General features: G+C 70.6%; 13 protein-coding genes. 7 read left to right on the forward strand and 6 right to left on the reverse strand.

Annotated elements, in window-relative coordinates; genetic code table 11:
• The gene (locus tag OG194_RS40000) at positions 1-738 is read left to right on the forward strand and encodes a cupin domain-containing protein (protein WP_327405604.1); all 738 of its coding nucleotides are present in this window, start codon (positions 1-3) and stop codon (positions 736-738) included.
• 27 nt (positions 739-765) lie between these two features.
• On the opposite strand, the gene OG194_RS40005 is transcribed toward OG194_RS40000, so the two are convergent.
• Entirely contained in the window at positions 766-1,275 is a 510-nt protein-coding gene (locus tag OG194_RS40005) for a winged helix-turn-helix transcriptional regulator (protein ID WP_327405605.1), read from the reverse strand.
• A 153-nt stretch (positions 1,276-1,428) separates the two neighbouring features.
• On the opposite strand from OG194_RS40005, the gene OG194_RS40010 reads away from it, so the two are divergent.
• The gene (locus tag OG194_RS40010; RefSeq protein WP_327405606.1) at positions 1,429-2,613 is read left to right on the forward strand and encodes a thiolase family protein; all 1,185 of its coding nucleotides are present in this window, start codon (positions 1,429-1,431) and stop codon (positions 2,611-2,613) included.
• A gap of 5 nt (positions 2,614-2,618) precedes the next feature.
• Here OG194_RS40010 and OG194_RS40015 read toward each other — a convergent pair whose 3' ends face one another.
• Positions 2,619-3,473, reverse strand: a complete 855-nt coding sequence (locus OG194_RS40015) for a TVP38/TMEM64 family protein (RefSeq protein ID WP_327405607.1) — start codon at positions 3,471-3,473, stop codon at positions 2,619-2,621.
• A 50-nt stretch (positions 3,474-3,523) separates the two neighbouring features.
• On the opposite strand from OG194_RS40015, the gene OG194_RS40020 reads away from it, so the two are divergent.
• From OG194_RS40020 to OG194_RS40030, 3 genes are all read left to right on the forward strand, one after another.
• Complete coding sequence (locus tag OG194_RS40020; RefSeq protein ID WP_327405608.1) at positions 3,524-4,246, forward strand: DNA alkylation repair protein; 723 nt, start codon at positions 3,524-3,526, stop codon at positions 4,244-4,246.
• 322 nt (positions 4,247-4,568) lie between these two features.
• The gene (tuf, locus tag OG194_RS40025) at positions 4,569-5,738 is read left to right on the forward strand and encodes an elongation factor Tu (RefSeq protein ID WP_327405609.1); all 1,170 of its coding nucleotides are present in this window, start codon (positions 4,569-4,571) and stop codon (positions 5,736-5,738) included.
• Between the two features lie 210 nt (positions 5,739-5,948).
• Positions 5,949-6,800: a patatin-like phospholipase family protein gene (locus tag OG194_RS40030; protein ID WP_327405610.1), complete on the forward strand. Its 852-nt coding sequence runs from the start codon at positions 5,949-5,951 to the stop codon at positions 6,798-6,800.
• Between the two features lie 139 nt (positions 6,801-6,939).
• Here the strand turns inward: OG194_RS40030 and OG194_RS40035 are convergent, their stop codons facing one another.
• Positions 6,940-7,515 carry a chloramphenicol phosphotransferase CPT family protein gene (locus OG194_RS40035; protein WP_327407360.1) on the reverse strand — a complete coding sequence of 192 codons (576 nt, stop codon included), beginning with the start codon at positions 7,513-7,515 and terminating at the stop codon, positions 6,940-6,942.
• A 258-nt stretch (positions 7,516-7,773) separates the two neighbouring features.
• On the opposite strand from OG194_RS40035, the gene OG194_RS40040 reads away from it, so the two are divergent.
• A complete protein-coding gene (locus tag OG194_RS40040; RefSeq protein ID WP_327405611.1) occupies positions 7,774-8,619 on the forward strand; it encodes a spermidine synthase in 846 nt (281 codons plus the stop codon).
• 234 nt (positions 8,620-8,853) lie between these two features.
• Here the strand turns inward: OG194_RS40040 and OG194_RS40045 are convergent, their stop codons facing one another.
• Together OG194_RS40045 and OG194_RS40050 are read right to left on the reverse strand one after the other, a co-directional pair.
• Positions 8,854-10,173 carry an MFS transporter gene (locus tag OG194_RS40045; protein WP_327405612.1) on the reverse strand — a complete coding sequence of 440 codons (1,320 nt, stop codon included), beginning with the start codon at positions 10,171-10,173 and terminating at the stop codon, positions 8,854-8,856.
• A gap of 118 nt (positions 10,174-10,291) precedes the next feature.
• Positions 10,292-11,317 carry a hypothetical protein gene (locus OG194_RS40050; protein ID WP_327405613.1) on the reverse strand — a complete coding sequence of 342 codons (1,026 nt, stop codon included), beginning with the start codon at positions 11,315-11,317 and terminating at the stop codon, positions 10,292-10,294.
• A gap of 153 nt (positions 11,318-11,470) precedes the next feature.
• On the opposite strand from OG194_RS40050, the gene OG194_RS40055 reads away from it, so the two are divergent.
• Positions 11,471-11,908: a DUF4442 domain-containing protein gene (locus OG194_RS40055; RefSeq protein WP_327407361.1), complete on the forward strand. Its 438-nt coding sequence runs from the start codon at positions 11,471-11,473 to the stop codon at positions 11,906-11,908.
• 107 nt (positions 11,909-12,015) lie between these two features.
• Here the strand turns inward: OG194_RS40055 and galU are convergent, their stop codons facing one another.
• The gene (gene galU / locus OG194_RS40060) at positions 12,016-12,981 is read right to left on the reverse strand and encodes a UTP--glucose-1-phosphate uridylyltransferase GalU (protein WP_327405614.1); all 966 of its coding nucleotides are present in this window, start codon (positions 12,979-12,981) and stop codon (positions 12,016-12,018) included.
• Positions 12,982-13,416 lie beyond the last annotated feature (435 nt).

Below are 13,416 nucleotides of genomic sequence, written 5' to 3' on the forward strand. Positions count from 1 at the left end.
ATGGGCGCCGCTGAGGGCTTCTCCGGGCTGCCGGGCGGGGTCGCCGTCTCGCATCTGTCCGTCTACGACTGGCCTGCCGAGGCCGATGGCGGGGTGTGCGGCGGAACTCCCCATATGCACCTGACCTGTTCGGAGGGGTACGTCGTCACCGGCGGGCGGGGTGCGGTGCAGACGCTCACAATGTCCGGCACGACATCCGGGTACGAGGTGACGCCGCTCGCGGCCGGAACGATCGCCTGGTTCACGCCGGGCACCATCCATCGGCTCGTCAACGAGGGCGACCTGCGCATCACCGTCCTCATGCAGAACAGCGGCCTGCCCGAGGCGGGGGACGCGGTGCTCACGCTGCCCCCGCAGTACCTCACCGACCCGGAGACGTACGCCTCCGTCACCGTGATCCCGGCCGACGCGCCCGAGGCGGAGCAGGAACGCGTCGCCCGTGCCCGGCGCGACCTCGCCCTGGAGGGTTACCGGGCGCTGCGCGACGCCGAGGGTCCGGAAGCGCTGGCCGCGTTCCACCGGGCCGCCGCCGCGCTGGTACGACCCCGGCTCGCGGAGTGGCGCGAGCGCTGGGAGCGGGGGGCGCGGGCCGCCGCTACGGCTACGGGGGCGCAGCTCGACTGGCTGGAACAGGGTGACTTCTCGCACCTCGCCGGTGCTGCGGTACGGGCCGAACAGCCGTCCGCGTACGGGAAGTTCGGGATGTGCGGGCGGTTGGACGTCTACAAGGGGATGTAGGGGATGTAGGGGACGTAGGTCTGGATCTCAGGCCGCGGTTGGGCCTGTCACCGTCCAGCCGGGTGTCTGCGGGTGCGCCGTCAGGTCCTGGTGGTGGACCGGGGCGCCGCAGGCCGTGCAGGTGACGGCGGGGACCAGCTCGTTGCCGCAGATGTGCTCGATCACCATGGGGCGGTCGAGCTGATCCCTCCGGAGATGGCGGTCGCCCCACGCCATGAGGGTCATCAGAACCGGCTCCAGTTCGAGGCCCGCCTCCGTGGGCCGGTACTCGAAGCGCTGCGGGTGTTCGCTGTAGGTCCGCCGGGTCAGGATCCCGGCGTCGACGAGGCGGCGCAGCCGGGTGGCCAGGACGTCGCGCGGGGCGCCGATGTTGCGGACCAACTGGTCGAAGCGGTGGTTGCCGAGGCACACCTCCCTTAGGACGAGCAGGGAGTACTTCTCGCCGACGAGTGCGAGGGCGTCGGCGATGGAGCAGGGGCGCGGGTCTTTGGGGGCGGGCTTGTCTTTAGGGGTGGGCTTGTCTCTAAGGGCGGCCATAACACCCACTTTAAGGGAGGGTTTGATTTTCCAACTGACGGGGCTATGGTGAGTTTGGATTTCCTACTCACTAGTAGTGCTCGCTGGAAAAAAATCTTGGGAAATAAATCTTGCTGGAACAAAGAGCTGGAATAAAGAACGGAGGCCCGCACCATGCGTGACGCAGTGATCGTCGAAGCCGTACGCACGCCCGTAGGCAAGGGCAAGCCGAACGGCTCCCTCGCCCAGGTCCACCCCGTCGAACTCCTCTCGCACACCCTGCGCAGCCTCGTCGAGCGCACCGGGATCGACCCGGCGATCATCGACCCAGCCCTTATTGACGATGTCATCGGCGGCACGGTCACCCAGGTCGGTGAGCAGGCCGTCAACATCACCCGGCAGGCCGTGCTGTCGGCGGGCTTCCCGGAGTCGGTGCCCGCGACCACGGTGGACCGCCAGTGCGGCTCGTCCCAGCAGGCCGTGCACTTCGCGGCGCAGGGCGTGATCTCCGGGGCGTACGACATGGTCGTGGCCTGTGGAGTGGAGTCCATGGGGCGCGTTCCGATGGGGTCGAGCGTGCTGCCCGGCACGGACCCCTTCGGCCCCGGTGTCGCCGGGCGCTACCCGAAGGGACTCGTCCCGCAGGGCATCAGCGCCGAGATCATCGCCGCCAAGTGGTCGATGACACGCGACCAGTTGGACGCCTTCGCGGTCTCCTCGCACCTCAAGGCGGCCGCCGCCTGGGACGCGGGCCTCTTCGACGCCCAGGTCGCGCCCCTGGCGGGTGCCTCGCGCGACGAGTGCGTACGGCCCGGCAGCACCACCGAGGTTCTCGCCGGCCTGAAGCCCGCCTTCTACGACGCGACGTACGCCGAACGCTTCCCGCAGATCGAGTGGAACATCACCGCCGGCAACTCCAGCCCCATCAACGACGGCGCCTCCGCCGTGCTCATCACGTCGAGCGAGACCGCGGCCCGGCTCGGCCTGCGCCCGCTCGCCCGGCTGCACAGCTTCGCCGTGACCGGTTCCGACCCGCTGCTCATGCTCACCGGCGTCATCCCGGCCACCGAGAAGGTGCTGCGCCGGGCGTCGCTCACCCTCGACGACATCGACCTGTTCGAGGTCAACGAGGCGTTCTCCAGCGTCGTCCTGGCCTGGCAGCAGGAGACGGGTGCGGATCTCGCCAAGGTCAACGTGCACGGCGGGGCCATCGCGATCGGCCATCCGCTCGGGGCGAGCGGTACGCGGCTGACGACCACGCTGGTGCACGCGATGCGGGACCGAGGGGCGCGTTACGGGCTACAGACGATGTGCGAGGCGGGGGGTCTCGCCAACGCGATGATCATCGAGGCTGTCTGACTCCCTTACCGGGCTCGCAGGTGGTGGCGCTTGCGCCAGGCCACCACCGCGCCGCCCAGGGCGGGCAGGGCGATACAGGCCATCGCGATCAGGAAGGCCGGTGACGTCGGGCTGGAGGCGCGGGCGCCGGCGACGACGTAGGCGGCGGTGTTCGGGATCGAGCCGAGTGCTGTCGCGAGCAGGAACGGCGTCCAGCGCATGCGGGAGACGGCGGCGCAGTAGTTCACGCCCCAGAACGGCAGTCCCGGGAAGAGCCGTGCCGCGAGCATCGATCGGAAGCCGTGCCGGCTGAGCTGCCCGTCGGCTGCCTTCAGCCAGCGGCCCCGCAGTAGCGGGCGCAGCGCGTCCTGGCCCAGCACGCGGCCGAGGCCGAAGGAGATCCCGGCGCCGAGCACCGTGCCCGCCAGCGCCGCGCCGGTGCCCAGCTGGGAGCCGAACAGCGCGCCCGCCGCGAGGTTCAGCAGGGGGCGCGGTACGAACGCCACGCTGCACAGGCCGTACGCCGCCGCGAACACCAACGCCGCCATGGCGCCGCCGAGTTGGGGTGGCCAGCCGTCGGAGAGCAGGCGCTGCGGGTGCAAGAGCAGGACGGTCGACGCCGCCCCGGCGAGCAGCACGAGGAGCATCGACAGCCGCGACCACGGCGACAGCAGGGCTCTCGTGCAGCGTGCGGTGAAGCCGGCCGGGGTGACGGGCAGCAAGGGCACGACGGGCAGCAGAGGCGCGACGGGCATGGCCGCGGGGACGGTCACGACTGCGGCGAGCCCCATGCCGGTGACATGGGCTGTGGCCTGGGGAGTGGCCGTGGCGGTGCCCCCGGAGCGGGTGCCCCCAGAGTCGGTGGTGGCATCGGCGAGCATGTCGGCGACACTAACCGACCTGTGTATGTGATCGCCGTATGGTTCGTCTCATGAGCGTCACAGGTGCGGGCACGCCGCGGGTGCCGGGCAGTGTTCTCGCGGACACCGTGCTGGAGCGGCTCACGGCCACGTACGCCGCCGCGGCCGACCCGGAGCGGGCCGTGCCCATGCGGGCGTACATGAAGGACATCGCGCCCTACCTGGGCCTCACCACACCCGTACGCAGGGCGTTGTCCCGCACGGTCCTGGAGGGCACACCCCACCCAGACGAGACCGACTGCACCGCGATCGCCCTGCGCTGCTGGGAACTGCCGGAGCGCGAGTACCAGTACTTCGCGGTGGACTACCTGCGTCGCCATGTGAGGCACTGCACGTCCGGTTTCCTGCCGGTCGCCCGCCATCTCGTCTCGACGGTCCCCTGGTGGGACACCGTCGACGCACTCGCCTCCCACGTAGTGGGAGGCCTGGTGGCCGCAGACCCGAAACTGGTCACCGACATGGACGCGTGGATCGTGGACGACGACATGTGGGTCGCCCGTACCGCCCTCCTCCACCAACTGCGCTACAAGGAGCGCACCGACACCGAGCGCCTCTTCGCGTACTGCCTGCGCCAGTCCGGGCACCCGGACTTCTTCATCCGCAAGGCGATCGGCTGGTGTCTGCGCGAGTACGCGAAGACGGACCCGGAGGCGGTACGCGGCTTCCTGGCCCGGGAGAAGGGGCGGTTCGCGCCACTGTCGGTGCGCGAGGCCCTGAAGAACATCGGCGCCTGAAGGTCGACGTACTGGAGAGCGCCTGACGTCCCACGTACTGATAAATCGTTCGACGCCGGGCAAAGCGTCGGCAATGATCGGCCTCATGTTCCGGTACGCCTTCCACCTCGCAGCATCCGCGGTCGCGGATGCCCCGAAGGCTGCCGTTCCTGTGCTCGATCCCGTTCTCGTGCCTGTTCCAGCGGCCGCAGTCGACGGCGCCCGAAGCTGACCCTCTCCGGATCGTCCGGCGGACCCCGCAGGGGGAGGGTCGGCGAGTCCTCGGGGTCCCCGCTTTTCACCACTGGGCTTTTCACCTCTGGAGAGGCTTCGAGGTTCCGCCATGTCCAAAACGGCATACGTCCGCACGAAACCACATCTGAACATCGGCACGATGGGCCACGTCGACCACGGCAAGACCACCCTGACCGCCGCCATCACCAAGGTCCTCGCCGAGCGCGGCGCGTCCACCTTCGTACCGTTCGACCGGATCGACCGGGCGCCGGAGGAGGCCGCGCGCGGCATCACCATCAACATCGCGCACGTCGAGTACGAGACCGACACCCGGCACTACGCGCACGTGGACATGCCGGGCCACGCCGACTACGTCAAGAACATGGTCACCGGGGCCGCGCAGCTCGACGGGGCGATCCTCGTCGTCTCCGCGCTCGACGGGATCATGCCGCAGACCGCCGAACACGTGCTGCTCGCCCGGCAGGTGGGCGTCGACCACATCGTGGTCGCGCTCAACAAGGCCGACGCGGGCGACGACGAGCTGACCGACCTGGTCGAACTGGAGGTCCGCGAACTGCTCACCGCGAACGGCTACGGCGGCGACTCCGTACCCGTCGTCCGGGTGTCCGGCCTCAAGGCCCTTGAGGGGGACCCCCGTTGGACGGCGTCGATCGACGCGCTGCTCGACGCCGTGGACACGTACGTGCCCATGCCCGAGCGGTATCTGGACGCGCCGTTCCTGTTGCCGGTCGAGAACGTGCTCACGATCACCGGGCGCGGGACCGTCGTCACCGGTGCGATCGAGCGCGGCACGGTCCGGGTGGGCGACCGGATCGAAGTGCTCGGCGCCGCCGTCGACACGGTGGTCACCGGCCTGGAGACCTTCGGCAAGCCCATGGCGGAGGCGCAGGCCGGCGACAGCGTGGCGCTGCTGCTGCGCGGTGTCCCGCGCGACGCGGTCCGTCGCGGGCACATCGTCGCGGCGCCCGGCAGCGTCGTGCCCAGCCGCCGTTTCTCGGCGCAGGTGTACGTCCTGTCGGCCCGCGAGGGCGGCCGCACGACCGCCGTGTCGACCGGCTACCGGCCGCAGTTCTACATCCGCACCGCGGACGTGGTCGGCGACATCGACCTCGGCGAGACGGCGGTCGCCCGCCCCGGCGACACCGTCACGATGTCGGTCGAGCTCGGCCGTGAGGTCCCGCTGGAGCCGGGGCTCGGCTTCGCGATCCGCGAGGGCGGGCGGACGGTGGGGGCGGGGACGGTGACGGCGGTGGGGTGAGCGAGGTGGGGTGAGCGGGGTGCGTTGAGCGGGGTGCGTTGAGCGGGGTGGGTGCCCGTCCCTTCGGGGGCGGGCACCCATGTGTGTTCCGGGGCGGGTTGTCCGCTGCGTCCCTGGTCAGGGGGCTCGCACCCGTGATTGTCAGTGGCGTGCGCAAGACTTGATCGCGGCGGCAGTTGTGGCGAGGCGTGGGGAAGGCGGGGACACACCATGGCGGGCAAGGCACTTGTGCTGGGTGGCGGGGGCAGCAGCGGGATCGGCTGGATGGCCGGGATGCTGTACGGGCTGGGCGAGGCCGGCGTCGATCTCTCCGACGCCGATGTCGTGATCGGTACGTCGGCGGGTTCGACCGTCGGGGCCCAGCTGCGGGCCGGCACGCTCAAGGAGGTCTACGAGCGTCAACTCGCCGCCCCCGAGGGCGAGATCGCCGCCCGACTCGGTATCGGCCTGATGCTTCGCTACGCCTTGGCGACGGTGACCTCGCGCACTCCCGAGGCGTACGGGCGGAAGATCGGCCGTATGGCACTCGCGGCCAGAACGCCCCAGGCGGCGGCCCGGCGCGCGGCGATCGAGACCCGGCTCGTCTCACCGGAGTGGCCCGATCGCGCGTTGCGCATCACCGCGGTCGACACGGTGACCGGTGAACTCCGGGCCTTCGACAAGGACAGCGGGCTGCCCCTTGCCGACGCCGTGGCCGCCAGCTGCGCCGTCCCCGGCGTGTGGCCCCCGGTCACCATTGAGGACCGCCGCTGGATCGACGGCGGCATCCACTCAGCGGCCAACGCGCAACTCGCCGAGGGGTACGACCAGGTCGTCGTCCTCGCGCCGATCACCCTCGGGGGTGGTCCCCTGGTCTCTCCGGTGGCCCAGACCCGGCGACTTGTGGAGCAGGGCGCGCGTGCGGTCGTCGTCTCGCCGTCCCCGGAAGCGAGGCAGGCGTTCGGCCGCAATCCGCTCGACCCGGCGGTACGGGCGGGTGCGGCGCGGGCGGGGCGGGAGCAGGCGGCGGCGCTTGTGGGAGAGGTGGGGGAGGTCTGGGGGGTTGGCAGGGCGGGTGGGTGATCGGCTTGGTGGTGGTTGGCCTGCTGAGGGGGCGGGTTGGCGGGGCGAGGGTGCCGGGTTGGTGGGGGCGGGGGGTGGTTGAAGGAAGTGAGCGTGGGGCGGGTATCGGGAGCTGTTGCCAACACCTGTTGGGTGGAGCTCAGTTCGGATCGCAGGCGCGCATGGCCGGCTTCAGCCGTGTGAATGCCGTCGGGGTCGGCCGCCGGGTCAGGGCGTTCTTGATCTGCTGAGCGATCTCCCCGGAGGTGCTCTTACTCGTGTCGCATTCGATGTCATAGGTGCCGTGCGCGTGGACCTGCTCGAACTGCCGCGCGGCGAGGCCGGGCGTCCGGTCGCCGCGGATCCGTTCCCGTCGTTCCAGTTCCGGCAACGGGCAGTGAACGCTGACGAGGACGACGTTCTCGGCGGCGAACAGGTCGAGGCAGTCGAGGAGGCGCCAACGCCGGCTCAGCACGTGGTCAACCACGATCTGATTGCCGGCCGCGGCCATGCCGGCGACGGCGCGGTGGAAGCCCATAGCGGTTCGGTCGATCTCGGCCTGTAGACGCCCGTCGGGAATGTCCCGATCAGACCGCATCGCATGGAAGGCGTCCACCGGCATGTGAAAGAAGGATTCGTCCAAGATCTGAAGAAGCTCTCGGGCAATGCTCGATTTTCCGGAACTCGATGTTCCGTTGAGGAAGATGATCAATCCGCCCGGCGGCTGGCCAGGCATGTCAAGACCCCCGGGCACGCAGGCGTGAGCGTTGGCCGGGACTGCCTCGTTCCGATCTGAATCGTCGTGCGACATGGACAGATGATCTCGGAGGCAGCGGCAGGATCGCCACCAGGATTCATGCCGCTCGACCGAGGCGCCGTCCCGCGGGTCAGCGCCCCACCACACTCCAGTGGCCCCCCACAGCCAACCCCCGCACGAGCCCGCCACCACCCCACCGCGTCACCTTCCACCCCACCACCCCGGCACAATGGACCGGTGAACGAGCCAATACCCGTGACCCGGGACGTAGATCACGGGGTCGCCAAACTCATGCCCGACGTGGATCGGGAGCGGGCCTGGCTGCTGACTGTCGACGGGGCGCCGCAGTCCTACGTGGACCTGGACGCGCCGACGCACCTGGAGTTCGAGTACACGCGGCGGCTCGGGCACGTGCTGGACACCCTCGCGGAACCGGGGCGCCCACTGGACGTGCTGCACCTGGGCGGCGGGGCGCTCACGTTGCCCCGGTACGTGGCGGCGACCCGGCCAGGTTCGCGGCAGGACGTGGTCGAGGTCGACCTGGGGTTGCTGGAGTTGGTCGCCGAGCACCTGCCGTTGCCGGACGGTGCCGGTGTCACCGTGCACGGGGCCGACGCCCGCGCCTGGCTGGAGGCGGCGCCGGACGGTTCGGCGGACGTGATCGTCGCCGATGTCTTCGGCGGCTCACGGGTCCCGGCACACCTCACGTCCGTGGCGTACGCCCACGAAGCCGAGCGCGTCCTGCGTACCGACGGCGTCTACCTGGCCAACCTCGCGGACGCCGCCCCCTTCACCTTCCTGCGGGCCCAACTCGCCACGTTGGGCACGGTGTTCCAGGAACTGGCGCTGATCGCGGAACCGGGCGTGCTCCGGGGGCGCCGCTTCGGCAACGCGGTCCTGGTGGCCGCGCACCACCCGATCGACACGGCACCCCTGACCCGGCTCATCGCCTCGGACGCGTTCCCGGCACGGCTTGAACACGGGCCTGCGCTACGGGACTTCATCGGCGGGGCGCGGCCGGTCCGGGACGAGGATGCGGTGCCGTCGCCTGTGCCCCCGGACGGTGCGTTCGGCATCGGCTGAGCCGGCTCCCGGCCTGGCACGTTCTCCCGACGCGGCTCGAACGCGGGCCTGCGTCACGGAACTTCACCGGTGCCGCGCAGCCCGCCCGCGCCCGCGACGAGAGCGCCGTACCGCGCCACCTCGACGCGCCCACCCGCAGCCCCGCCCGCCCTCCCCACACGCCCCGAACTCAGCCCCACCCCACGGCACTTCACCGCCGTACACGCACCCCGCCCCCCACGAGTCCCCCCACCGTCACCCAAGCCCCTCAACCGACCGCCCCGCATCATCGACCGCCCCACCCACACCCCCCGACGTCCCTTTGACCTCGCCCACCCCACCCCGCCGCCGCAGATTCCGAACCTCCGGCACACACAGCACCGCCCCCGTCATCACCGTGACCAGCGCCGCGCACCCCCAGAGCGCGGCCGTGCGCCCGAAGGCGGACTCCGTAGGGCCTGCCGCCGCTGCGGCGAGGGGCATCAGGGCGATGGAGCCGAACCAGTCGTAGGCGGAGATGCGGGAGAGCTTGTTCTCGGGGATTTCCTGGTGCAGGGCGGTCATCCAGCTCACCCCGAAGATCTCGACCGTCGTGCCCGCGACGAACATCACCGCGAACAGGACGCCGATCGGGACCGGTATCGCGAGGGCGGCGGACGGGAGGGCCAGGGGGAAGATGCCGAGCATGCCCGCGAGGAGGAGGCGGCGGGGTTTCCAGCGGGTCATCAGGAGGGCGCCGGCTACCGTGCCCGCGCCGAAGGCCGCCAGGGCCAGGCCCCAGGGGCCCGCGCCGCCGAGGCTGTCGCGGGCGACGAGGGGGCCGTAGACCGCGTCCGCCGCGCCGACGACCGCGTTGGCGATGGAGAACGCCACGACGATGGACCACAACCACGAGCGGCCGGTGAACTCCCGCCAGCCGTCCCGGAGATCGGCCAGCATCCCGCCGCCCGGCGCACGCGGCGGGATGTGGCTCACGTCGAGGAAGGAGCGGAGTCCGCCGGCCACCGCGAACGCCGTCGCGTCGACCGCGAGCACCCAGCCCGGGCCGACCGCCGCGACCAGCGCGCCGCCGAGTGCCGCGCCGCCCAACGACGCGCCCTGCATCGCCATCCGGAAGACCGCGAACGCCCGGCCCGCCTGTTCGCCGCTCACCGTGGACATGAGCATACCCTCGGCCGCCGGGCCGAAGAACGCCTGGCCGGTGCCGCCGAGCGCGGTCAGCAGCATCATCTGCCAGAGGCGCGGCTCGCCGGTGAGGACGAGTACCGCGAAGGCCGCCTGCGAGACGCAGCTGAGGGCGTTCGCCGCGACCATGACGTGGTGCCGGGGCACCCGGTCCGAGATCGCGCCGCCGATCAGTAGGAACAGCACCAGCGGCAGCGTGCGCGAGGCGGCCACCAGACCCACGTCACCGCCGTCCCCGCCCGCGTCCAGCACGGCGAACGCGGACGCGATCAGCGCGCCGTTGCCCCCGAGACCGGTCGCCACCGCGGCGGCCGTCAGCAGGGTGTAGTTGCGGCCCGCCCAGTCGGGTCTGCGCGGTCGGCGAGGAGCGGGGGCGTGGGCGACGGTCACCGGCCGACTATCGCCGCCCACGCCGCACCCTGCCAAACAGATTGCCGCCAGAATCAAGCCAAACGGCCAATGGCCCACGGCCAGTGGTCAACGGCGGGTGGTCAACGGCCCACGGCCGTCAGCTGGTTGCGCCCGTCGGGTCCCCGTGCAGTCGTACGGTGCTCAGGATCTGCTGGATCGTGGCGTCGGGGATCTCCTCGCTCACGCCCTTCGCGCCGTAGAGCGTCCAGGAGACGAAGTCGTCCGCCGAGTTCTTGAAGGCGAACGTGGTCGCCTTGCCGTCGGAGGAGCACTTGCCCGTCTTCGGCACGCCGGACGTGTACGAGGTGGCGACGCTGCCGACGACACCCGACTTCGTCGTGTACGGCTTGGCCGCGCCGATCTTCAGGTACTTCTTGGACGAGTCCTTCTGGTCCGTGTACCCGCCGAACGCGAACGAGGCCGCGTCACCGCGCGCGGTGCTCGCCGTGTCCTTCGCGCCGTCCTCGCCCTTGGTGCCGCTCGACGCCAGCGACGACGTCTCCTTCGTGCCGTCCTTGTTGTCGTCGGACTCGCACCAGTTCTCCTTGAGATAGGCGGGCGCGGAGAAGCCGATGTACGGAGAGCCGTCGCCCTTCACCTCGTCCTCGAAGAAGGTGAAGGTGCCCGGCTTGCCGACCTCCCAGGTGGCGGGGACGTCGAACGCGGTGCCGTACTTCTGGTTGACGACGACCTTCCAGCCCGCGATCGTCGGCTTCTCGGTCTCGTTGCCGCGCGGGTTGTCGTCCGAACCGGAGGAGGAGGCACTCGGGTCCGCGGACGCCGACGGCGACTGGCTCGACTTGTCCTTGCCGCCGTCCGCCTTGTCGTCCTTGTTGCCGCCGAGTACCAGGAATCCGGTCACACCGGCGGCCACGACGACGGCCGTGGCCGCGACGATCGCGACGAGCTTCGTCCGGTTCCCGCCGCCCCCGCCCTGTGGCGGCTGTGGCGGCTGTGGTCCGCCCGCGGGACCCGGAGCGCCCCACTGCGGCTGCTGCCCATAGGGATTGGGCTGCTGGTAGCCGGGCTGCTGATACGGATTCGGCTGTTGGTACCCCGGCTGCTGGTACGGGTTGTCCTGCGGGTTCTGCTCGCCCCCGGGCGGCTGCTGTCCTGGCCACATGGGCAGTAACCCTAGTCCGGCGTCGGACACGGTTGGGTCACCGCCCCTTGTCAGGGTCGTACCAAGTTGAAGAGTGACGGGTGTGTGCGCCCGCACACATCTGGCCAGACCTGGCTACCCGTGAGTAACATGCCCTTCATGAGCGCAGATCAGATGTCCATAGGCGAGTTGCTGGCCGCCACGGTGCCGATGGTTCGCACGCTGAACCTGGAGTACCTGGAGACCAGTCCGGAGCGGGCCGTGCTGGCCCTGCCGGATCAGAGCGAGTACCGCAATCACGTCGGCGGGCCGCACGCCGGTGCCATGTTCACCCTCGGCGAGTCGGCCAGCGGCGCGATCGTCCTCGCCGCCTTCGGCGACCAGCTCTCGCGGGCCGTGCCGCTCCCGGTCAACGCCGAGATCGCGTTCAAGAAGATCGCCCTCGGCCCGGTGAAGGCCACCGCGACCCTCGGCCGCCCCGCCGCCGACGTCGTCGCCGAACTCGACGCGGGCGAGCGCCCCGAGTTCCCGGTCACCGTCGCCATCCAGCGCGAGGACGGCGCCGTCACGGGCGAGATGACGGTCATCTGGACGCTCCGTCCGAACGGCTGAACAGCTCAACTCCGGTACGGGGTCCGGTCATTGCCCACGGACTACCGACTCCGCTACGAGGGCCCGGTCATCGCCTGCCGATGACCGGGCCCTCGTGTGCGTGAGGTTCAGGCCGCGATGCGCGCGCCGTCGCTCTCGCCGGGCTGCCCGGTGCTCTCCAGCCCCGCCACGAACTCCTTGAGCCACGCGACGAATTCGGGTCCCAGGTCGTCGCGGTCGCAGGCCAGCCGGACCACCGTGCGCAGGTAGTCGGCCTTGTCGCCGGTGTCGTAGCGCAGGCCCTTGAAGACGACTCCGTGGACTGTGCCTCCGGCGGTCAACTCCTGGAGGGCGTCGGTGAGTTGGATCTCGCCGCCGCGGCCGGGCGGGGTGCGCTCCAGGGTGGGGAAGATCGCGGGGTCGAGGACGTAGCGGCCGATGACGGCGTAGCGGCTCGGGGCGTCCTCGCGGGACGGCTTCTCGACCAGGCCGGTGACCCGTACGACACCCTCCTCGCCGGTCGGCTCCACGGCCGCGCACCCGTACAAGTGGACTGATTCCTCCGGGACTTCCATGAGGGCGACCACGCTGCCGGCGTAGCGCTCGCGGACCTCCAGCATCTGGCTGAGCAGGGTCTCCCGCGGGTCGATCAGGTCGTCGCCGAGGAGGACCGCGAAGGGCTGGTCGCCGACGTGGTGGCGGGCGCACAGCACCGCGTGCCCGAGGCCGAGCGGGTCGCCCTGGCGGATGTGGTGGATGTCGGCGAGGCGGGCGGGATCGCGTACGGCGTCCAGGCGCACGGTGTCGCCCTTGGCGGCCAGGGCCTGTTCGAGTTCGAAGGCGTGGTCGAAGTGGTCCTCGATGGCGCGCTTGTGCCGGCCGGTGACCATCAGGATGTCGTCGAGCCCGGCCGCGGCGGCCTCCTCGACGACGTACTGGATCGCGGGCTTGTCGACGACCGGGAGCATCTCCTTCGGCGTCGCCTTCGTCGCGGGCAGGAACCGCGTGCCGAGCCCGGCGGCCGGCACGACCGCCTTGCGGACCGTGGGGACGCGGGCGGGTGCGGGGGTGGCTGAAGAGTGGGGGGCGATCATGCGGCCCATGGTGGCGCACGGCGATGAGAGCACCCCGAGAGAAACTTCGGAGTTCCCTGTGTGCCGCCCTTAGTTCGCGGGGGAGTTGGAGATTTGGTGGAGACGCCTGTGGATACCGCCGGTAACCAATCTGAATTCTCAGCGTTTTGAACATCGGTCACTCGAACTCCTTGTTTCCTGTCAGAGGCTTGTGCGAGTGTGAGCCACCCCGTGAGACCGGCTGTCAGTAGACATCGGAAGGCAATGGTCAGCGTCCCCTCCGGCACCTTCTGACATCTCATAGGTATGCACCAATCAAGCACCTGCTTTCCGAGGGCGGCCATTCGGTGTGCCGTCCTGCGGCTTGGAAGGAAATGGTTCCGTGCAATCCCCCAACCCCCCACGCCCGCCCTTCCCGCCCCGCCCCGGATCGAGCCCGGGGGAGTCCGACCGCAA

This window comes from Streptomyces sp. NBC_01288, assembly GCF_035982055.1.
Classification (GTDB): domain Bacteria; phylum Actinomycetota; class Actinomycetes; order Streptomycetales; family Streptomycetaceae; genus Streptomyces.

Coding starts and splice junctions, on each gene's coding strand:
- OG194_RS40005 (WP_327405605.1), bottom strand. CDS start 1,275: ATGGCCGCCCTTAGAGACAAGCCCACCCCTAAAGACAAGCCCGCCCCC.
- OG194_RS40020 (WP_327405608.1), top strand. CDS start 3,524: ATGAGCGTCACAGGTGCGGGCACGCCGCGGGTGCCGGGCAGTGTTCTC.
- OG194_RS40010 (WP_327405606.1), top strand. CDS start 1,429: ATGCGTGACGCAGTGATCGTCGAAGCCGTACGCACGCCCGTAGGCAAG.
- OG194_RS40015 (WP_327405607.1), bottom strand. CDS start 3,473: ATGCTCGCCGATGCCACCACCGACTCTGGGGGCACCCGCTCCGGGGGC.
- OG194_RS40035 (WP_327407360.1), bottom strand. CDS start 7,515: ATGCCTGGCCAGCCGCCGGGCGGATTGATCATCTTCCTCAACGGAACA.
- tuf (WP_327405609.1), top strand. CDS start 4,569: ATGTCCAAAACGGCATACGTCCGCACGAAACCACATCTGAACATCGGC.
- OG194_RS40055 (WP_327407361.1), top strand. CDS start 11,471: ATGTCCATAGGCGAGTTGCTGGCCGCCACGGTGCCGATGGTTCGCACG.
- OG194_RS40030 (WP_327405610.1), top strand. CDS start 5,949: ATGGCGGGCAAGGCACTTGTGCTGGGTGGCGGGGGCAGCAGCGGGATC.
- OG194_RS40050 (WP_327405613.1), bottom strand. CDS start 11,317: ATGTGGCCAGGACAGCAGCCGCCCGGGGGCGAGCAGAACCCGCAGGAC.
- OG194_RS40000 (WP_327405604.1), top strand. CDS start 1: ATGGGCGCCGCTGAGGGCTTCTCCGGGCTGCCGGGCGGGGTCGCCGTC.
- galU (WP_327405614.1), bottom strand. CDS start 12,981: ATGATCGCCCCCCACTCTTCAGCCACCCCCGCACCCGCCCGCGTCCCC.